This window comes from Pseudomonas sp. MWU16-30317 (assembly GCF_020515695.1).
GTDB lineage: Bacteria > Pseudomonadota > Gammaproteobacteria > Pseudomonadales > Pseudomonadaceae > Aquipseudomonas.
The window spans coordinates 445,584-464,757 of record NZ_JAIWJA010000001.1; the positions used below are offsets into that span (position 1 = coordinate 445,584).

The 19,174-nt window shown below is 63.4% G+C and carries 15 protein-coding genes; 10 read left to right on the forward strand and 5 right to left on the reverse strand.

The features are described from left to right. Positions 1 to 169: 169 nt before the first annotated feature. Genes LIX93_RS02095 through LIX93_RS02110 form a run of 4 tightly spaced genes read left to right on the forward strand, consistent with a single transcriptional unit; the run spans position 170 to position 9,182 of the window. Complete coding sequence (locus tag LIX93_RS02095; RefSeq protein WP_226502353.1) at positions 170 to 1,393, forward strand: efflux RND transporter periplasmic adaptor subunit; 1,224 nt, start codon at positions 170 to 172, stop codon at positions 1,391 to 1,393. Further along, the gene (locus LIX93_RS02100; RefSeq protein ID WP_226502354.1) at positions 1,390 to 4,605 is read left to right on the forward strand and encodes an efflux RND transporter permease subunit; all 3,216 of its coding nucleotides are present in this window, start codon (positions 1,390 to 1,392) and stop codon (positions 4,603 to 4,605) included. Before LIX93_RS02095 ends, LIX93_RS02100 begins: the two co-directional genes overlap by 4 nt. After that, the gene (locus LIX93_RS02105; protein WP_346015208.1) at positions 4,602 to 7,721 is read left to right on the forward strand and encodes an efflux RND transporter permease subunit; all 3,120 of its coding nucleotides are present in this window, start codon (positions 4,602 to 4,604) and stop codon (positions 7,719 to 7,721) included. The genes LIX93_RS02100 and LIX93_RS02105 overlap by 4 nt, the downstream gene beginning before the upstream one ends. Before the next feature lie 21 nt (positions 7,722 to 7,742). Beyond that, positions 7,743 to 9,182 (forward strand): efflux transporter outer membrane subunit, encoded by a 1,440-nt coding sequence (locus tag LIX93_RS02110; RefSeq protein WP_226502355.1) that lies wholly within the window; start codon positions 7,743 to 7,745, stop codon positions 9,180 to 9,182. A gap of 630 nt (positions 9,183 to 9,812) precedes the next feature. On the opposite strand, the gene LIX93_RS02115 is transcribed toward LIX93_RS02110, so the two are convergent. The 3 genes from LIX93_RS02115 to LIX93_RS02125 are packed head-to-tail and all read right to left on the reverse strand — an operon-like array spanning position 9,813 to position 11,381. Continuing rightward, on the reverse strand, positions 9,813 to 10,199 hold the full coding sequence (locus LIX93_RS02115; protein ID WP_226502356.1) for a transporter: 387 nt from the start codon (positions 10,197 to 10,199) through the stop codon (positions 9,813 to 9,815). A 25-nt stretch (positions 10,200 to 10,224) separates the two neighbouring features. After that, positions 10,225 to 10,596 (reverse strand): EamA family transporter, encoded by a 372-nt coding sequence (locus LIX93_RS02120; RefSeq protein WP_226502357.1) that lies wholly within the window; start codon positions 10,594 to 10,596, stop codon positions 10,225 to 10,227. Further along, on the reverse strand, positions 10,596 to 11,381 hold the full coding sequence (locus tag LIX93_RS02125) for a MipA/OmpV family protein (protein ID WP_226502358.1): 786 nt from the start codon (positions 11,379 to 11,381) through the stop codon (positions 10,596 to 10,598). Before LIX93_RS02125 ends, LIX93_RS02120 begins: the two co-directional genes overlap by 1 nt. Positions 11,382 to 11,618: 237 nt before the next feature. On the opposite strand from LIX93_RS02125, the gene LIX93_RS02130 reads away from it, so the two are divergent. From LIX93_RS02130 to LIX93_RS02150, 5 genes are read left to right on the forward strand one after another with little or no spacing between them, the layout of a single operon-like run. Then, positions 11,619 to 12,320, forward strand: a complete 702-nt coding sequence (locus LIX93_RS02130) for an MtnX-like HAD-IB family phosphatase (RefSeq protein WP_226502359.1) — start codon at positions 11,619 to 11,621, stop codon at positions 12,318 to 12,320. Next, positions 12,310 to 13,704, forward strand: a complete 1,395-nt coding sequence (locus LIX93_RS02135; protein WP_226502360.1) for an aminotransferase class III-fold pyridoxal phosphate-dependent enzyme — start codon at positions 12,310 to 12,312, stop codon at positions 13,702 to 13,704. Before LIX93_RS02130 ends, LIX93_RS02135 begins: the two co-directional genes overlap by 11 nt. Then, positions 13,701 to 14,579 (forward strand): alpha/beta fold hydrolase, encoded by an 879-nt coding sequence (locus tag LIX93_RS02140; protein ID WP_226502361.1) that lies wholly within the window; start codon positions 13,701 to 13,703, stop codon positions 14,577 to 14,579. Before LIX93_RS02135 ends, LIX93_RS02140 begins: the two co-directional genes overlap by 4 nt. A gap of 58 nt (positions 14,580 to 14,637) precedes the next feature. Further along, positions 14,638 to 16,377, forward strand: coding sequence for a HAMP domain-containing sensor histidine kinase (locus tag LIX93_RS02145; protein ID WP_226502362.1), 1,740 nt, complete (start codon positions 14,638 to 14,640; stop codon positions 16,375 to 16,377). Continuing rightward, positions 16,374 to 17,762 (forward strand): sigma-54 dependent transcriptional regulator, encoded by a 1,389-nt coding sequence (locus tag LIX93_RS02150; protein WP_226502363.1) that lies wholly within the window; start codon positions 16,374 to 16,376, stop codon positions 17,760 to 17,762. Before LIX93_RS02145 ends, LIX93_RS02150 begins: the two co-directional genes overlap by 4 nt. 12 nt (positions 17,763 to 17,774) lie before the next feature. On the opposite strand, the gene LIX93_RS02155 is transcribed toward LIX93_RS02150, so the two are convergent. Next, the gene (locus LIX93_RS02155; RefSeq protein ID WP_226502364.1) at positions 17,775 to 18,059 is read right to left on the reverse strand and encodes a HigA family addiction module antitoxin; all 285 of its coding nucleotides are present in this window, start codon (positions 18,057 to 18,059) and stop codon (positions 17,775 to 17,777) included. Between the two features lie 13 nt (positions 18,060 to 18,072). Beyond that, positions 18,073 to 18,351 (reverse strand): type II toxin-antitoxin system RelE/ParE family toxin, encoded by a 279-nt coding sequence (locus LIX93_RS02160; protein WP_226502835.1) that lies wholly within the window; start codon positions 18,349 to 18,351, stop codon positions 18,073 to 18,075. Positions 18,352 to 18,617: 266 nt separating this feature from the next. Between LIX93_RS02160 and LIX93_RS02165 the strand changes: the two genes are divergently transcribed. Next, positions 18,618 to 18,884 carry a DUF3077 domain-containing protein gene (locus LIX93_RS02165; protein ID WP_226502365.1) on the forward strand — a complete coding sequence of 89 codons (267 nt, stop codon included), beginning with the start codon at positions 18,618 to 18,620 and terminating at the stop codon, positions 18,882 to 18,884. Positions 18,885 to 19,174: the final 290 nt, after the last annotated feature.

A 19,174-nucleotide genomic window follows, 5' to 3' on the forward strand; every position in this document is an offset into this window, starting at 1 on the left:
ACTCTGTGGGAGCAAGGCTTGCCCGCGAATAGGCCTGTACATTCAGCCCACATCCCTGAGGCCCGCCACCCCCCTCCATATTTCCTGCACAATTCTTGCCTAATCTCCATCCTGTTCGCGGGCATTGCTGTGTGCCTGCCTCGTATTTCAGCCTTGCAGAAGTGTATCAATGACCCAAACTCCGGCTGCCCGATCTCGCTCCCGTAAACCCCTGCTCCTCACCGTGCTGTGCATTGCCGTGCTGGGTGGGGCTTACCTGATCTACACGCATTCCTCCAGCCCTGACTCGGCGCCAGGCGGCATGGCCGCAGGCGGCCGTCGGGGGCCGGGCGGGCCGGGCATGGGCATGAACGCCACCATCAGCGTCGCCACTGGTCAGGCCGGGCTGGCCGACGTGCCGGTGATCCAGCAGGCGCTCGGTACGGTGATCCCCAACTATTCGGTGACGGTGACCAGCCGCGTCGACGGCGAACTGCAGGCGGTGTACTTCACCGAAGGCCAGTACGTGAAAAAGGGCCAGTTGCTGGCGCAGATCGACCCCCGTGCCTACCAGGCCACCCTGGATCAATACAAAGGCGCGCTGGAAGAAAACAACGCACTGCTCAAGAGCGCGCAGCTCACCGTCGAGCGCTACAAGCGTCTGTACGCCAAGGACTCCTTGGCCAAGCAAGACCTCGACACCCAGGTCGCCACCGTCGGCCAATACGCCGGTGCGGCCAAGACCGACCAGGCGCAGATCGATGCCGCCAAGCTCAACCTGCAATACGCGCGCATCGTCTCGCCCATCGATGGCTACGTCGGCCTGCGCCTGGTCGATCCGGGCAATATCGTGCAGTCCGGGAGCACCACCGGCATCGTCACCGTCACCCAGACCAACCCGATCGGCGTGACCTTCAGCCTGCCTCAGGCGCAACTCGCCAGCCTGCTGCCCAAGGTGCGCCAGGGCCAGGCGCTGAGCGTGCAGGCCATGGATCAACTCGGCACCGCAGTGCTGGCCACCGGCACCCTGAAGTTCATCAGCAACGAGATCGACACCAGCACCGGCAGCATCAAGCTCAAGGCTGTGTTCGACAATCCGGACGAGAAGCTCTACCCCAATCAGTTCGTCAACGTGAAGCTGCAGACCGACACTCTGAAGAGCGCTGTGGTCATCCCTGCGGCGGCGGTACAGTTGAGCTCCGGTGGGCACTTTGTCTATGTGGTCAAGGACGGCAAGGCCAACCGCAAGGCGGTGCAGGTCGGGCCGAATATCGATGAGCGCACGGTGATCACCGACGGCATCGCCAATGGCGATCAGGTCGTTACCCGGGGTATCGATCACCTGCGCGACGGCGCAGCGGTGGAGATCGAAAAACCCGCCGCCGACAAGACGGCAGGCGCCAAAGCCCCATGAATCCATCACGGCTGTTTATCGAGCGCCCGGTCGCCACGGTGTTGCTGATGGTGGCGGTGTTGCTGTCGGGGATTTTTGCCTACCGGCTGTTGTCCACCTCGGCGCTGCCGGAAGTCGATTACCCGACCATCCAGGTCTCGACCCTCTATCCCGGCGCCAGCTCCAACGTGCTGGCCTCGGCGGTGACTGCACCGCTGGAGCGTCAGCTGGGGCAGATGGCCGGGCTGTCGCAGATGTACTCGGTGAGCTCGGCAGGCTCCTCGGTCATTACTCTCAAGTTCTCGCTCGACCTGTCGCTGGACGTCGCCGAGCAGGAAGTCCAGGCCGCGATCAACGCCGCCGACAGCCTGCTGCCGACCGACTTGCCCAACCCGCCCACCTACAAAAAGGTCAACCCCGCCGACACCGCGGTGCTGACCATTGCCGCGACCTCGGACAGCCTGCCGCTGACCCGTGTGCAGGACCTGGTCAACACCCGGGTGGCGCTCAAGCTGTCGCAGATTTCCGGCGTGGGCCTGGTCAGCCTGGCCGGAGGTCAGCAGCCAGCGGTCAAGATCGAAGTCAACCCGGTAGCGCTGGCCGCTCACGGCCTGACTCTCGAAGACGTCTACACCAAGGTCAACGCCGCTAACGTCAACGGCTCCAAGGGTGGTTTCGACGGCCCGGCGCACTCGATTACCATCGATGCCAACGACCAGTTGCGCGATGCGTCCGAATACGGCGAGCTGGTGCTGGCCTATGAAAACGGCGCCGCGCTGCGTCTCAAAGACGTCGCCACCACCGCCGAAGCGCCCCAGGACCAATACCTGTCGGCCACCGCCAACGGTCAGCCGGCGATCGTCGTCAACGTGCAGCGCCAACCCGGCGCCAACGTCATCGACGTGGTCGACAACATCAAGGCGCAACTGCCGACCTTGCAAAAGGCCCTGCCGGACTCGGTGCAACTGGCGGTGATCAACGACCGCACGCAAACCATCCGCGCCTCGATCAAGGACGTGCAGATCGAGCTGATGCTGTCCATCGGCCTGGTGGTGCTGGTGACGTTCGTGTTCCTCGGCAACCTCACCGCCACGCTGATCCCCAGTGTCGCGGTGCCGCTGTCGCTGGTCGGCACCTTCGGCGTCATGTACCTGGCCGGATTCAGCCTCAACAACCTGACACTGATGGCGCTCACCATTGCCACCGGCTTCGTGATCGACGATGCCATCGTCGTGGTCGAGAACATTTCGCGGCATCTGGAGGAGGGCGAGACGCCCATGGTGGCCGCGCTCAAGGGCTCCCAGGAGATCGGCTTCACCATCATCTCGCTGACCGTATCGCTGATCGCGGTGCTGATCCCGCTGCTGTTCATGGGCGATGTAGTCGGCCGGCTGTTCCGCGAATTCGCCATCACCCTGGCGGTGGCGATTCTGGTGTCGATGGTCATTTCCCTGACCCTCACGCCGATGCTGTGCGCACACCTGTTGCGCCATGTCGAAAAAGACCAGCAAAGCCGCTTTGCCGCCTGGGGCGATCGCCAGTACCAGCGCGTGCTCGACGGCTATGATCGCGGCCTGTTGTGGGTGCTCGATCATCAGCGCCTGACGCTGCTGGTGGCGGTCGCCACCGTGGCGCTGACGGCGCTGCTGTACCTCATCGTGCCCAAGGGCTTTTTCCCGCCAGAAGACACCGGCTTGCTGCAGGGTTTTACCCGCGCCTCCCAGGACGTGTCGTTCAGCGAAATGGCGCGCCGTCAGCAGGCGCTGGTCGAGGTGGTGCGTCAGGACCCGGCGGTGCAATCGGTGTCCTCGACCATCGGTGTCGATGGCACCAACGCCTCGCTCAACAACGGCCGGCTGCAGATCGAGCTCAAGCCGTTCGACGAACGCAGCGACACCGCCGATGCAATCATCAAGCGCTTGCAGCAGTCCACCGCCAGCGTCGCGGGCATGCAGCTGAATCTCACCAGTTCCCAGGACCTGACGGTGGATGATCAGCTGACGCCTAGCCAGTATCAGTTCACCCTGGACGATGCCGACAGCGCCAATCTGGCGGCCTTGATTCCCAAGCTTATGGCCAAGCTGCAGAACCGCCCGGAGCTCCGTGATGTCGTCGATAACCTTCAGGATCAGGGGCTGGTTGCCTATGTCGAGTTGGATCGGGCAGCGGCCATGCGTTACGGTATCACCGCATCCGATGTGGATACGGCGCTGTACAACGCCTTCGGTCAGCGTCTGATTTCGACCATCTTCACTCAGTCCAACCAGTACCGCGTGGTGCTGCAGGTGCCGGGTCGCTTCCAGAATTCCATGGAGGCCTTCGACCATATCTATCTGGCGGCGGCCAACGCGTCGACCAGCACCAGCACCAGCACCGCCAGTACCAGTACCAGTACCGGTTCGAGCAGCACTGCAACCACGGGCTCGACCAGCAGCACGACCACCGCCAACACCCCGGCCTCGATGGTGCGCCTGACCGACATCGCCAAGGTCGGCCAGCGTACCGGCGCCCTGAGCCTGGCGCGCCTGGATCAGTTTCCGGCCGTGACGCTGTCGTTCAACCTGGCCGACGGCTACTCGCTGGAGCAAGCGCAGCAGGCCATCAGCAGCGTGATGACCGAGCTGCAGGCACCGTCCAGTATCACTTTGCGTTATCAGGGCGCCGCCGCTGCCTTCCAGGCCGCGACGGGCAACACCCTGTGGCTGATTCTGGCGGCGCTGGTGACCATGTACATCGTGCTGGGCATGCTCTACGAGAGCTTCATCCACCCGGTGACCATCCTCTCGACCTTGCCATCGGCGGCTATCGGCGCGCTGCTGGCGTTGCTGCTGTGTGGCACCGAGTTCAGCCTGATTGCCTTGATCGGCGTGATTCTGCTGATCGGTATCGTCAAGAAGAACGCCATCATGATGATCGACTTCGCCCTCGAGGGCCGTCAGCACCAGCACCTCAGCGCCCGCGACGCGATCCATCGCGCTTGCCTGCTGCGCTTGCGGCCGATCCTGATGACCACGCTGGCGGCGTTGTTCGGCGCCTTGCCGTTGATGCTGGCCACCGGCGCCGGCGCCGAATTGCGCCGGCCGTTGGGGCTGGTGATCGTCGGCGGTCTGCTGCTCAGCCAGTTGCTGACGCTGTTCACCACGCCGGTCATCTATCTGTTGTTCGATGGCCTGTCGGAGCGCGCGCGTGCCCGATTCGGTCGCCGCAATGATCAGGCAAGGATCACGCCGTGAGCCGCCCGCTGAACCTGTCGCGGTTCTTTATCCGGCGGCCCGTGGCGACGCTGCTGCTGAGCCTGAGCATCACCCTGGCCGGTGTACTCGGCTTCGTCCTGCTGCCGGTGGCGCCGCTGCCGCAGGTGGACTTCCCCACGGTGATCGTCAGTGCCAGCCTGCCTGGCGCCAGCCCGGAAACCATGGCCGCCACCGTGGCCACGCCCTTGGAGCGCAGCCTCGGGACCATCGCCGGGATCACCGAGATGACCTCGAGCAGCGGTCAGGGCTCCACCAGCCTGGTGCTGCAATTCGGCCTGGACCGCGACATCAACGGTGCCGCCCGCGATGTGCAGGCGGCCATCAATGCTTCGCGCAGCTTGCTGCCCAGCTCAATGCCGTCGCTGCCGACCTACCGCAAGGCCAACCCTTCGGACGCGCCGATCATCATGCTCGCGCTGACCTCGCCGACCCGCAGCCGCGGCGAGCTGTACGACCTGGCCTACAGCACGCTGCAACAGAAGATCGCTCAGGTCACGGGCGTTGGCGAAGTGTCGGTGCGCGGTGGTTCGCTGCCCGCCGTGCGCATCGATTTGCAGCCCCAGCAGCTGGCCCACGCCGGCATCTCGTTGGACACCGTGCGCACGGCGATCAGCAACGCCACCAAGGCCAAGCCCAAGGGCATTCTTCAGGGTGACGGCCAGCACTGGATGATCGACAGCAACGACCAGCTCGATCAGGCCGATCAATACCGGGCGCTGGTGGTCAGCTATCAGGACGGCGCTGCGGTGCATCTGGGCGATGTTGCCAACGTCTACGATTCGGTGGAGGACACCTTCGTCGGTGGTTACTTCAACGGCCAGCCGTCGGTGACCTTGGGTGTGACGCGTTCGGCGGGCGCCAACATGCTGCAGACCATCGACAGCATCAAGGCGCTGATGCCGCAGCTGCAGGCGATGGTGCCGGGTGATGTACAGCTGGCGACCATGATCGATCGTTCCACCACGGTGCGTTCTTCGCTGCACGATACCGAGGAGACCCTGCTGATCGCCGTGCTGCTGGTGATCGTGGTGGTCTTCGTGTTTTTGCGCAACGCGCGCGCGACCTTGATCCCCGCTGTGGTGTTGCCGGTCTCCTTGATCGGCACCTGCGCGGTGATGTACCTGGTGGGCTACAGCCTCGACAATCTGTCGCTGATGGCGTTGATCATCTGCACCGGTTTTGTGGTGGACGACGCCATCGTGGTGCTGGAAAACATCGCGCGCTATCAGGAGCAGGGCATGCGCCCGCTGCGGGCAGCGCTGATGGGCACCCGGGAAGTGGGCTTTACCGTGCTGTCGATGACGGTTTCGTTGATAGCGGTGTTCATTCCGATCCTGCTGATGGGCGACATCGTCGGGCGCTTGTTCAGGGAGTTCGCCGTGACGCTCAGCGTGGCGCTGGTGCTGTCGATGGTGGTGTCGCTGACCTTGACCCCGGTGCTGTGCGTGCTGGTGTTGCGTCAGCCCGATCATCAAAAGCCGGTGCCGCGCCTGTATCAGTGGGTCGAGCGCGGCTTGCAGGCGTTGCAGGATGCCTATCTGGCGGCGCTGGTGTGGGTCATGCGTCATCGCCTGCTGACGCTGTTCAGCCTGCTGCTGACGGTGATGCTCAACGTCTACCTGTACGCCACGGTGCAGAAGGGTTTCTTCCCGGCTCAGGACACCGGGGTGCTCATGGGCGCCGTGCGCGGCGACCAGAACACCTCGTTCCAGGCCCTGGAACCACAGTTGGTGAAGATCGCCAAGGCCATCGCCGCCGACCCGGATGTCGAGGCGGTCAACACTTCCACCGGCAGCGGTGGTTTCGGTTCGCGCAACACGGGGATGTTCTTCATCCGCCTCAAGGACTACAAATTGCGCAAGGACACCGCTCAGGTGATCGCCAATCGCCTGAGCATGGCCAACAGCAAGACCGCCGGCATCCAGGTGTTCATGATGCCCGCCGAAGATATCCACATCGGTGGCCGCAGCGCTAACGCGACCTATCAGTTCAGCGTGCGCGCCGACGACCTCGACGTGCTGCGGCTGTGGACGCCCAAGGTCGAGGCGGCGTTGCGCAGTTTGCCGCAGCTGACCGGTATCGACTCCGATTCGCAGACTGGCGGTCAAGAGATCAAGCTGCACATCGATCGCGCCGCCGCCAGCCGCCTGGGAGTGAGCACCAGCGACATCGACGATCTGCTCAACAATGCCTTCAGCCAGCGCCAGGTCGCCACGCTGTACAAAACCATGAATCAGTACCACGTGATCATGGGCCTTGACCCGGCGTACACCCAGGATCCGACCATGCTGGCGCGGATGTATGTGGTCAACAGCGACCAGCAGCAGATCCCGTTGACCGCCTTCGCCTCGTTCAGCCCGGACAACGCGCCGCTGTCGGTGGCGCACCAGGGCCAGTCGGCGACCAGCACCGTGGCTTTCAACCTGGCCGATGGCGTATCGCTGGAGCAGGCCACTGCGGCTATCGATGGCGCCATCGACAAGCTCGGTATGCCGCGCGATGTGCAGGTGGGTTTCGCTGGTACCGCCCAGGCCTTCGCGGCGCTGGCCAAGAGCATGCCGTGGCTGATCCTCGCGGCGCTGCTGGCGGTGTATATCGTCCTCGGCGTGCTGTACGAGAGCTATGTGCATCCGCTGACCATTCTGTCGACCTTGCCCTCGGCCGGGGTCGGTGCCTTGCTGTTGATGAAGGTCACCAATATGCAGCTGACGGTGATCGCCTTGATCGGCATCTTGCTGTTGATCGGCATCGTCAAGAAGAACGCCATCATGATGATCGACTTCGCCTTGATGGCCGAACGCGAGCAGGGCCTGAGCCCCGAGCAGGCAATCATCGAAGCCTGCCGCATGCGTCTGCGGCCGATCCTGATGACCACCCTGGCAGCGTTCTTCGGCGCCTTGCCCATGGCCCTGGGCAGTGGCGGCGACGCCGACTTGCGTAAACCCATGGGCATGGCGATCGCCGGCGGCCTGGCGCTCAGCCAGTTGCTGACGTTGTTCACGACCCCCGTGGTGTACCTGTATCTAGACCGCCTGAGCCGTGCCACTCGGCAGCTGTGGCATACCCGTATTCGCCGCTCGCACGCCGCCGGCTGATTGACTGATGAAGGTTATCCCATGAATGTTTTCAAGCCGTCGCGTCTGTGTTTGGCCCTGGCCGTCGCCGCCGCGATGAGTGGCTGCATGGTCGGCCCGGACTATCAGCGCCCCAGCGCCCCGGTGTCGGTGGCGTTCAAGGAAGCCGCGGGCTGGAAGGCCGCCAGCCCCCAGGATGAACTGCCCAAGGGCCCGTGGTGGGCGCTGTATCAGGACCCGCAGTTGAGCGCGCTGGTGGCCCAGGTACAGCTCAATAACCAGAACGTCGCTCAGTACGCGGCGCAATACCGCCAAGCGCTGGCGCTGGTGCGTGGATCGCGGGCCGAGTTGCTGCCGACTGTCTCGGCCACCGGCGCCACCACCCGCAGCGAGACCGGCACCGGATCGAGCGGTTCGAGCAGTGCTGGCAGCGCAGGCGGCCCCAGCAACGAGCACTCGGCGACGTTGAGCCTGAGCTGGGAGGCCGATATCTGGGGCAAGCTGCGCCGTACTGTCGAGGAAGATCGCGCCAGTGCCCAGGCCAGCGCCGCCGATCTGGCCAACGCGACCCTCAGCGCGCAATCGTCATTGGCCCAGGATTACTTCCAGCTGCGCATTCTCGATCGGCGCATTGCGCTGTATGAGGACACCATCAAGGGCTACGAGCGTTACCTGCAGATCATCCAGAACAAGTACGACGAGAACATCGTTTCGCGCGCCGACCTGTCCACCGGCAAGACTCAGTTGCACAGTGCCCGGGCGTCGATGCTCGATCTGCAATGGCAGCGCGCGCAGTACGAGCATGCCATCGCCTTATTGATGGGCAAGGCGCCGGCGGATTTCAGCCTGGCGGCGGATGCCAAGTGGGCTTACCACGTGCCTCAGGTGCCGCTGGGTGTGCCGAGCCGTTTGTTGGAGCGGCGCCCGGACATCGCCGCGGCGGAGCGGGAAATGGCAGCCTCGAACGCTGCGGTCGGGGTGGCCACTGCGGCCTATTATCCGGACCTGACGCTGAGTGCCAGTGGCGGTTATCAAAGCTCGACCATGAGCAATCTGTTCTCCTTGCCCAATCGCTTCTGGTCCATCGGCCCGAGCCTGACCGGTACGTTGCTGGACTTCGGCAAGACCAAGGCGACGGTGGAGCAGGCGAGGGCGGCTTACGATGCTTCAGTGGCGTCGTATCGACAGACGGTGCTGACCGGTTTGGGCGAGGTGGAGGATTATCTGGTCGAGCTGCGGACATTGGAGCCGGAATTGGTGGCGCGTCGCACTTCTGCAGAGGCGGCGGAGGATTCCGCGTCGGTCAGCCGGGATCAGTATGAAGCCGGGGTCATCGACTATCTGGATGTGGCGACGACGCAGGCGACGAGTCTTAGTGAACGGCAGACGTTGCTGAGTTTGGTGGGGACCCAGTTGGTGACTAGCGTGCAGTTGCAGGCGGCTTTGGGTGGGTCTTGGGAGGGGGCGAACGCTGGGCAGTGATTTTTGCTGGCTGGGGATTGGGGTGGTTCTGCTTTCGAGCCGGCCTTGGGGTCGCGGCCCCCGCCATTGGCCCTTCGCTTTGGCTCAGGGTGCCCGCGCTTCGACGCACTGGCGAGGGGCACGCCCCGATGGGCCTTCCTTGGCCCAACGGGGCTTAGCCGGCATCCATGCCGGCTATCCCCTCGCCAGTGCGTCGAAGCGCGGCCTGCTGGAAGGGGGCCGCGACCCCAAGGCCGGCTCGAAAGCAGAACAGTGATATTTGTGTTGTTACTCCAAAAAAGCTCTTTTTGGAGGGCACTTAAATCTCGGCTGGTCCTTTGCTGCGGGCCTGTGCGGCCGCCCCTCCAGCAGGCCGCGTGGAGGCGCCTGAAGAGAGGGAGATCCCGGCAGGATGCCGGGTCAGGCGCGTTGGGCCATGGAAGGCCCGTTGCGCCGTGCCCTCTCTTCAGGTGCCGGAACGCGGGTACCCTGAGCCTAGGCGAAGGGCCAATGGGCAGGGCGAGCCGCACAGGCCCGCAGCAAAGGGCCACACACCACTGTCAACGCCCCACCTTTAGAGTTGAATTTGAGGGCCTCTTCACCACCGAACGCGCAACCTTGCGCCCCAGTGCGGGTATCAGATTCAGCGGTTCACCCCTCGGCACCTTCAGCCATCACGCCAATGCCTGCAACGATCACCAGGCCCCCCAGCCAATGCAGGCCGCTGATGTGTTCGCCCAGCCCAAGCCAGGAGCCCAGCAGCACCGCGACGAACACCACCGAGCTCAACGGGAAGGCCTTGGACAACGTGGTAATTCGCAGAATCAGCATCCAGGTAAAAAACGAAAAGACGTAGCACGCCACGGCGATCAGTACGCCGGGGCTGCTCAGTGCGGTCTTCAGCCAATCCAGCCCCATGGGCAGGCTGGTCAGGCTTGCGCTGCCGATCTTCATGGCAAGCTGGGCGACGCTCTCGGAGCCGATCAGCAGGGCCCACAAGCCGACGCCAGCGCTCTGCTTGGTGATGTGCATGGTCATGATCAGGTCCAGTCAGTCAGGGGATTCATTGCGTGGTACACACCAGCATCACCCCCGCGGTGATCAGCAAGGTGCCCATCCAGCGGCGGCGGCTGATGTGCTCCTTGAGCACCACGCGCCCGGCCACCACTACGCCGCAGTAGCTCAGCGCTGCGGCCGGAAACACCAGGCTCAACGGCGCCATGGACAGCACCGTCAGCCAGGTCACGAATTCCACCACATAGGCCAGAATGCCGGTCCACAACAGCGGCGCAGCGAACAGTTGCCGGCAAAAGCCGAGCAGACGAAAACCACCCGCGAGCTCTGGCAGGGAGTCCAGGCCGAGCTTGAACGCCAGCTGCCCGACCACGTCGAGCGACACCGTCAAGGCGATGAGGGCAAAGAGAGTCAAGGTCATCAGAAGTGATACGCCACGGCGACGTCGGCCTCGCCCTGATCGACCCGGCCGCGGGCCTTGACCAGGGTGCTGTCCGCCGCCGCGCCTTGCAGATGGGTCCAGCTCAGGTTGGTCACCAGCGACCAATTGTCGAGCAACGGAAACTGCAGCGCCTGGCTCAGCACGGTGGCCTGCAGGCCGCCGCCGGCATGGTCGGTGCGCAGCCCGGATGCCTGTGCCTGTTGGGCATCGACGCCAAAAAACGTCTGCATCAGGGCGTGGTCGCTGAAGTGCGCGCTCACTTGGCTGCTGCCCATGATGCCGCGGTACACCGGGTAGTCCAGCTCGCCACCGAGCTTGCCGATCAGGCCGCCGTTGCCACTGCCGCCGCCCACCGTGCGCCCGGCCTGGGCCGAGACGTTCCACCAGGGTTGCGGGCTGTAGGCCACGAAACCTCCACCCACCAGCATGTCGTCGACATCGCCCAACCCCCGCAATGAACCGTTGGCCGTGCGACCGTCGAGGTGATTGATGAAGGGCCCGGCGCTCCAGCCGCCGCTGTGCAAGGCGCTCCACTGCAAGCCGTCGTCGCTGCTCAGCTCAACGTTGCCCCAGGTCACATCGAAGTAGGGCAGGGGGCGGGTTTCGTAGCGGCTGCCGCTGGGGTCATGGACCTCATAGCTGGCGCCAGCCCCGATGTCGCCGGTGAGGGGGGCGGCGCTGACCACGGCGCTGCCATCGACAAGCACAGAGGCGCTGGCGCATAGGCCCACGATGAGCAAGGACAATGAAAAACGGGCGGGCATGATCCGCAACTCCAATCGGATGAATGCGCGCATCTATCCCCATCGCCGCAGCCCGTGCAAGCACTCATGTTGTTTGTAGCGAGCTACAAAAATTGTAGCCCGGGGGCGGGAAATCCTTGCGCATTCACGTTCGAAATGCCCGCAAGGCCCGGCCCGCTGGCGTTTGCCACAGCTGGCACAGTCCATGCTCTAGCCTCGTTGCGCGCAACGTGCGCCGCATCAACGAGGACAATGCAGATGCTGCAGTGGCATATCGTGTGTGACTTCGACGGGACCATCACCCGCAGCGATGTCATCGACAACATTCTTCAACGCTTCGCCGATCCTGCCTGGGAAGCGGTAGAAGACCAGTGGCTGGCCGGCAACATCGGTTCGCGTGAATGCCTGGGTCGCCAACTGGCGATGGTCAAGGCTACGCCCAGCGAGCTGCTGGGGTATTTCGACAGCGTCGAGATCGATCCGGCGTTCCCCGATTTCGTCGATCACGTGCGCGAACTCGGCGCTTCCATCGAGGTGGTCAGCGACGGCATCGAACAAGCCATCGCGCGGATTCTGTCGCGCAACTACTGCAGCCTGCTGCCAATCATCGCCAACCGTCTGCGCCAGGCCGGCCCGGACGCCTGGAGCATCGATTTCCCCCACGCCAGCGACGCCTGTCGCGCGGCCTCGGGCAACTGCAAATGCAAGTCGACCCAGCCCGGCAAACGCGTGCTGGTGATTGGCGATGGCCAGTCGGACATGTGCGTGTCCGCTGGCGCCGACTTCGTGTTCGCCAAAGGCCGCCTGGCCGAACACTGCGAACGCCAGGGCATCCCCTACGCGCGCTTCGATTCCTTCAGCGAACTTCCAGCGCTGCTGGCGCGCTTGCCACAGGCAGTCGCCGCACCCGCTCCTCACTACAGCCTCGAATCACAGGAACTCTTCCACCATGTCGGATAAACGCATCGCAAGCCCCGAAGACCAGATCCTGCTGGACAAGGAAGCCAAGTATTGCTCCTTCGGTGACACCGTTCACTACGTCGAGCCGCCGCGCATTTTCAGCCGCTGCGAGGGCTCCTACGTGTACGACACCGAAGACCAGGCCTACCTCGACCTGCAAATGTGGTACTCGGCGGTCAACTTCGGCTACTCCAACCCGCGCTTGAACAACGTACTCAAGCAGCAGATCGACACCCTGCCGCAGATCGCCAGCCAATACCTGCACCGCGGCAAGATCGAACTGGCGGAAACCATCGCCGTCGACGCCAAGAAGAAATTCGGCCTGGACGGTCGCGTGCACTTCAACGTCGGCGGCTCGCAGTCGGTCGAAGACTCGCTCAAAGTGGTGCGTAACGCCTCGGGCGGCAAGAGCCTGATGTTCGCCTTCGAGGGGGGCTACCACGGCCGCACCCTTGGCGCTTCATCGATCACCTCCAGCTACCGCTACCGTCGCCGCTTCGGCCATTTTGGCGAGCGCGCGCAGTTCATCCCGTTCCCGTACCACTTCCGCGGCCCCAAGGGCATGACCAAGGAAGAATACGGCAGCCACTGCGTGCAGCAGTTCGCGCGGCTGTTCGAGACCGAATACAACGGTGTGTGGGATCCGAAAACCCAGCAGTGCGAATATGCGGCCTTTTACGTCGAGCCGATTCAGGGCACCGGCGGCTACGTGATACCGCCGATGAACTTCTACAGCGAGCTCAAGCAGGTCCTCGACCAGCACGGTATTCTGCTGGTCGTCGATGAAATCCAGATGGGCTTCTACCGCACCGGCAAGCTATGGTCGATAGAGCACTTCGACGTCAAACCGGACATCATCGTCTTCGGCAAGGCACTCACCAACGGCCTCAACCCGCTGGGCGGCATCTGGGCCCGCGAAGAGCTGATCAACCCGGGCATCTTCCCGCCAGGTTCGACCCACTCCACCTTCGCCTCCAACCCGCTGGGCACCGCCGTGGGCTTGGAAATGTTCCGCATGACCAGCGAGATCGACTACGGCCGCATGGTCATGGAGAAGGGCAAATACTTCCTCGCCGGCCTCCAGGACCTGCAACGCCGCTACCCGATCATCGGCGACGTTGACGGACTGGGCCTGGCACTGCGCTGCGAGATCTGCAAGGAAGACGGCTTCACCCCGGACAAGGCCATGCTCGATCTCATGGTCGAAGAAGGCATGAAAGGCGATCTGGAAATCGACGGTCGCAAGCTGGGCCTGATCCTCGACGTGGGCGGCTACTACAAGAACGTCATCACCCTGGCGCCGTCGCTGGAAATCAGCTACGCGGAAATCGATCTGGCCATCGGCCTGCTCGATCGCCTGTTGCACCGAGTCTGCAAAAAATGAATTGTCCGGGAGTGGATCTGGGCGAGGGCGGCGCCGGTTTTGTAATCGGTAACGGCGCCGTCGCGGTGTTGCTTATCCACGGCCTGACGGGCACCCCGGCGGAATTGCGCCGGGTGGCCCAAGGGCTGGCCAAACGTGGCTGCACGGTGTTCGTGCCGACCCTGGCCGGGCATTGCGGCGACAATGCCGACTTGCGTGCCACGCGCTGGAGCGACTGGTTCGCCAGCGCCCAGCGCGCGTTTGACGGTATCTGTGCGTTGTACGCGCAGGTGTTCGTCGGCGGTTTGTCGATGGGCTCGTTGTTGTCGATGTACCTGGCGGCGCAAAACCCCGGGAAGGTCTCGGGGTTGCTGCTGTACTCGACCACGCTGCGCTATGACGGCTGGAACATGACGCGGCTGGCGCCGTTGTCGCCTTGGCTGATGCGCATCCCATTCGGGGTGCACCTGTGCAAGTTCGTCGAGAAGTCGCCCTATGGCATCAAGAACCCGCGCCTGCGAGCGATCATCGAGAAGCAGATGCTGGCCGGTGAAAGTGACAGCGCGGGCCTGTTGATGATGTCCGGGGTCAGCGTGCGCGAGTTGCATCGCCTGATCGCCAAGGTCAAGCAGAGCCTGCCGGGCATGACCACGCCAGCGTTGGTTCTGCATTCGCGCGAGGACGACATCACCAGCCCCTGGAATGCCGATTACATCGAACGACGCAGCGGCGGGCCGGTGACCAAGATCTTGCTCGACAACTGCTACCACATGATCACCGTAGACCTGGAATACCCCCGAGTCATCGCCCTCAGTGCCGAGTTTATCGACACCCTGCGACTCGAACAGGCGCCTGCCTCGGCACCTGTCTTGCAGTTGCAGGAATGCGCCTCTTGAGGCAGCCTTGGAGCCGACCGGCTCGAAGCGACCCGGCCCTGGACACAAGCGAGTAAGGATGAGCGTCATCAGCGGCCTGCGCCGAATGTTTCGAGTGTCCCAATGGAGTCTGCAACGCCAGCTGGTCTTGGCGTTCTGGCTGGTCAGTGTGGTGCCGACCATGATCGCCGCGCAGCTGGCGGCGACGACGTTGTCGAGCATCTTCAACGCCAACGTGCGGGTGTGGCTCGAGGAGTCGACCAAGATCGTCGAAGACGAAACCAGCGAAACCCTGCGCCAGAACACTCAGGTGGCGCAGCTGCTGCTGCACTACAGTCTCGGACAGGTGCCTGTCAGCGCCGAGCACCAACAGATGACCAACGACATCGCCAACGCCATGGGCGTCGACGTGGTGGCGTTGATCCGCATCAGCGACTACAAGGTGGTGTTCACCACGGCGTCCGACGCCGTGCTGCATCAGATCAAGGATCTGCCGGATGTCTCGTTGCAGATCGTCTACCAAGGCGACAACCCCACCGGCACCGTGGTCTCGCGGTTTCCGGCGACGCTGGACGGCAGCGATTACCAACTGGTGATTGCCAGCTACCTCGACCAGGGTTTTCTGACCAGCGTCGCCGATGTGCACTCGCTGGATTTACGCCTGTACCTCAACAGTCCCCAGGGGCTGGCTGAAGTGTTCTCGACGCAAAAATTCGACGAGCACCCAAGCGGGATCCTGCCGCCGGAGATCGAACAGGTGCTGCGCACTTCGCGTGTGCCGAGCCCGCAGTCGACGGCGCGTTATGACGGCGTCTATCGACCGATCTTCAGCGACGATGGCGCGCTGCAGGGCGCCGTGTTCAGTGGTTTGCTCAAGCACTCGGCGCTGATGGGGGCGATCAACCAGAGCAACCTGTTCATGTTGCTGTTTTTGGTCGGTTCCGGGTTGTCGCTGGGCGTTGGCTGGTTGCTGGCCAGGCGCATTGCCCGGCCGCTGCGTGCACTGTCGCGCGGCGTGCGGGCGATTACCGCCGGCGATTACAGCCAGCGCGTCGAGGTGCCGGCTGGCGAGGAGCTGGCGGAGCTGAGCAGTACGTTCAACCTCATGGCTCAGGGCTTGAGCGATCTGCAGCACCTGGAAGCGCAACTGCGCCGTCGCGATCGCTTGCACACCCTGGGCGAAGTCGCCATGGGCCTGGCCCACGAGATCCGCAACCCGCTGGGCATCATCAAGACCGCCACGCAGTTGCTGCACCGCCGCGCGAGCCTGCCGGAAACCGACATGCGCCACCTCGAATACGTGATCAGTGAAGTGACCCGTATCAACGAGCTGATCACCGAGTTCCTCGAGTTCGCCAAACCCAGTGCGCCGGTGCGCGCGGTGTTCGAGGCGCGGCCGTGGCTAGAGCAGTTGCTGGGCTTCTGCGGCCCGGAGCTGGCCAATCATCAGGTCGAAGCGATCATTGACGACCAGGCGCCGGGGGCGACGCTGTATGCCGATTCGCGGCTCTTGCAGCAGGCCTGCCTGAACCTGGTGCTCAATGCCATCGACGCCATGCCCGAGGGCGGCACGCTGCGCCTGGGGATTGTCGTCAAGGGATCGATTACCCAGCTAAGCTTCACCGACACCGGCAGGGGAATCCCCACAGACATGCTCGAACGTATCTTCAATCCCTTCGTCACCACCAAAGCCTCCGGTACCGGGCTGGGCCTGGCCAAGGTGTTTTCCATCATGGAGAGCCACGACGGCCGGGTAGAATGCCTGAGCGTGCCGGGGCAGGGCGCCACCTTCAACCTCTATCTGAGTGCGCAGCCATGAGCCGGCGCATTCTGGTGGTCGACGACGAACCCAAGCTGTGCGACCTGCTGGTCTCGGCATTGACCAGTGCCGACTTGCACGTGCTCACCGCCGCCAACGGTCTGCTTGCCTTGCAGACGCTGGAGCACGAGAGCATCGATCTGGTGATCACCGATTGGCGCATGCCGGGGCTCGATGGCCCGGGGCTGCTGGGGGAGATCAAGACGCGCTTCCCGCTGCTGCCGGTGATCGTCATGACCGCCTACAGCACGGTGCGCAACGCCGTGCAGTCGATGCGCAACGGCGCCTATGACTACATCGCCAAGCCCTTTGACATCGACGAGCTGGACATCACCGTGCACAAGGCGCTGCAGTTCGGCGACATCCTGCGCGACAACGCGCGGATGCGCGCGCAATTACACGAGCACCAGCAGATCGACAGCCTGGTAGGCGAGAGCCCGGCGTTCAGCCGTGTGCTGCAGGCCATCGAGTCGGTGCGCGACAGCAGCGCGACCATTCTGCTGACCGGTGAGAGCGGCACCGGCAAGGAGATGGTCGCCCGCGCTATTCACAACCACGGCAGCCGCGCCAATCAACCGTTCGTGGCGGTCAACTGTGCGGCCATCCCTGAAGGGTTGCTGGAGAGTGAAATGTTCGGCCACCGCAAGGGCGCCTTCACGGGCGCGCTGGCGGATCGGGTCGGGCGATTCGTGCAGGCCGACAAGGGCACGCTGTTCCTCGATGAAGTCGGCGACATGCCGCTGCCCTTGCAGGCCAAGATCCTGCGTGCCTTGCAGGAGCGGGTAATCGAGGCGGTGGGGGATACGCGCGAGCGCAAGGTCGACGTGCGGGTCATCGCCGCGACCAACAAAGGCTTGCTGGAAGCGGTGGCCAACAAGGAGTTTCGCGAAGACCTCTACTATCGCCTCAACGTCTTCCCGATCCCGCTACCGGCCCTGCGCGAAAGGGTCGAAGACATCGCCCCGCTGGCCCGGCATTTCGCCCGCACCTTGGGCGCCAGCACCGGCAAGCGGATCAACGGCTTCAGCGCCGAGGCATTGCAGGCCATGGCCGAGTACAGCTGGCCGGGGAATATTCGCGAGCTGCAGAACTGTGTGGAGCGGGCGATCATCGTGGCCCAGGGCGCGACCATCGAAGCGGTGGATCTGCCGGGGTATCTGTTTCATTCCACCCCGGCGATTGACCGGGAGCCGGGTGTTGAAGCAGGCGTGCCCAGTGATCTGGATGGCAGCCTGGCGCAGATGGAGAAGCAGTTCATGCTGGCGGCGTTGCAGCAGAGCGGGGGCGTGCAAGCCGCCGCCGCGCAGCTGCTGGGCATCAGTGAGCGCAGCTTTTGGTATCGCCTCAAGAAGCTCGGCATTCAGGTCGATCGAATAGCCCGGTAGGCGCTGCCGCGTTCACGCGACAGCCAGCCGCTCGATGGTCGGGCGCTTCTGCTGCCGGGCCCGCCACAAGTCGTAATCCGCCTGGACTCCCACCCACAGCCTCGCGGTACTGATACCTGCTTGTTCCAGCCGCAGCGCAAGGTCGATCGAGATACCCGCACGGCCATGCAAAACCCGGGACAGGGCTTCGCGGGAAATACCGAGATGGCGGGCGAAAGCGGCGATGCTGAGCCCCAGTGCAGGCAGGACATCTTCAAGTAGCGTTTCGCCAGGGTGGGGCGGGTTGTGCATGGCCATGCGACGGCTCCTTTCAATGGTAATCAAGATAATCGACCAGTTCGATATCCGAGCCAATGAAGCGAAATATCAGGCGCCAATTACCTGAAACGCTCACTGACCAATAGCCATCCAGACTGCCCTTGAGCAGGTGGAGCCGCCAGCCGGGAATGTCGACATCCCCAGGAATCGCTGCCCGATCAAGAATCGGCAGCATCCGTGCCAGTCGCCGTGCATGGTCAGCGCGGATTCCGCGGGTGGTACCGCTGTGGTAGAAGGCTTTGAGGCCTTTGTGCTGGAAGGTCTTGATCATCAGCATAGCGTGACGCTAGGCGTCACACAATTCCAATGATCAACTGTGTCCCGATACGTCCGCGCATCGCCCGGAAGCTTTGCCCTCGCAAGACTTGTGATCAGGCGTGGTGCGAGTTAACCTCTCGGCCCTCGCTGCACATCAGCGAGATGGGCTTGGCGGCCCAGACCATTTGGCGCGATGCGCCTATACCGTCTTGCGGGCTCATTTTGGCCTGCCAAGAGCTGTTTTGGCGAAATTCCATTCTCAATCTGGATTTCACCCCTATGACTCAAGCTCCTCTCAACACCGCTGGAACCACCCAGTGGGGCCGCTCGCTCGATGGCCACTCCCTGTTCACCGTCAACCCCGATATCCCCGCCGTCGACGCCCTCGAACACGCCTCCATCCTGCAAGACTGCGCAAACAAATTGATGACTGAAGCGGCGTTCGGTGACCCTACAGGCCATGCGGCGTTGTCTGCTCTGTACCTGAACGAGATGGCCAAGGCGTTGATGGATGATGTGGCGCAGGCGATGAATGCGTGGGCCTGATTGCCCTGGGGGGAGCCAATCGTACTCGCGGACGGTTCATGTGTGCTGTCCTCGATCTTTGCGATGATGCCGCTAGCCCCTTCGCGAGTAAGCTTTTCTCCCATCGATGTACGACGCTAGGCCTGCCAACCCTGTAGCGATGGGCAGGCCCCCTCGCTACAGGGTGATCAAGTGGTCGCCATTAACAGCTTCTAAACAAAAGTTTATCCCTCGACGAATCCGGCGCTAAACGCCGGCCCCTAATCTGCACCTCATTCGCAACCGTTCGCGTTGGCTGGGGTGCTGTGTGT

What these genes read in the sequence shown, in the direction of transcription:
- LIX93_RS02095 (WP_226502353.1), top strand. Translation starts at nt 170, where the DNA reads ATGACCCAAACTCCGGCTGCCCGATCTCGCTCCCGTAAACCCCTGCTC.
- LIX93_RS02100 (WP_226502354.1), top strand. Translation starts at nt 1,390, where the DNA reads ATGAATCCATCACGGCTGTTTATCGAGCGCCCGGTCGCCACGGTGTTG.
- LIX93_RS02110 (WP_226502355.1), top strand. Translation starts at nt 7,743, where the DNA reads ATGAATGTTTTCAAGCCGTCGCGTCTGTGTTTGGCCCTGGCCGTCGCC.
- LIX93_RS02115 (WP_226502356.1), bottom strand. Translation starts at nt 10,199, where the DNA reads ATGACCATGCACATCACCAAGCAGAGCGCTGGCGTCGGCTTGTGGGCC.
- LIX93_RS02120 (WP_226502357.1), bottom strand. Translation starts at nt 10,596, where the DNA reads ATGACCTTGACTCTCTTTGCCCTCATCGCCTTGACGGTGTCGCTCGAC.
- LIX93_RS02125 (WP_226502358.1), bottom strand. Translation starts at nt 11,381, where the DNA reads ATGCCCGCCCGTTTTTCATTGTCCTTGCTCATCGTGGGCCTATGCGCC.
- LIX93_RS02130 (WP_226502359.1), top strand. Translation starts at nt 11,619, where the DNA reads ATGCTGCAGTGGCATATCGTGTGTGACTTCGACGGGACCATCACCCGC.
- LIX93_RS02135 (WP_226502360.1), top strand. Translation starts at nt 12,310, where the DNA reads ATGTCGGATAAACGCATCGCAAGCCCCGAAGACCAGATCCTGCTGGAC.
- LIX93_RS02140 (WP_226502361.1), top strand. Translation starts at nt 13,701, where the DNA reads ATGAATTGTCCGGGAGTGGATCTGGGCGAGGGCGGCGCCGGTTTTGTA.
- LIX93_RS02145 (WP_226502362.1), top strand. Translation starts at nt 14,638, where the DNA reads ATGAGCGTCATCAGCGGCCTGCGCCGAATGTTTCGAGTGTCCCAATGG.
- LIX93_RS02150 (WP_226502363.1), top strand. Translation starts at nt 16,374, where the DNA reads ATGAGCCGGCGCATTCTGGTGGTCGACGACGAACCCAAGCTGTGCGAC.
- LIX93_RS02155 (WP_226502364.1), bottom strand. Translation starts at nt 18,059, where the DNA reads ATGGCCATGCACAACCCGCCCCACCCTGGCGAAACGCTACTTGAAGAT.
- LIX93_RS02160 (WP_226502835.1), bottom strand. Translation starts at nt 18,351, where the DNA reads ATGATCAAGACCTTCCAGCACAAAGGCCTCAAAGCCTTCTACCACAGC.
- LIX93_RS02165 (WP_226502365.1), top strand. Translation starts at nt 18,618, where the DNA reads ATGACTCAAGCTCCTCTCAACACCGCTGGAACCACCCAGTGGGGCCGC.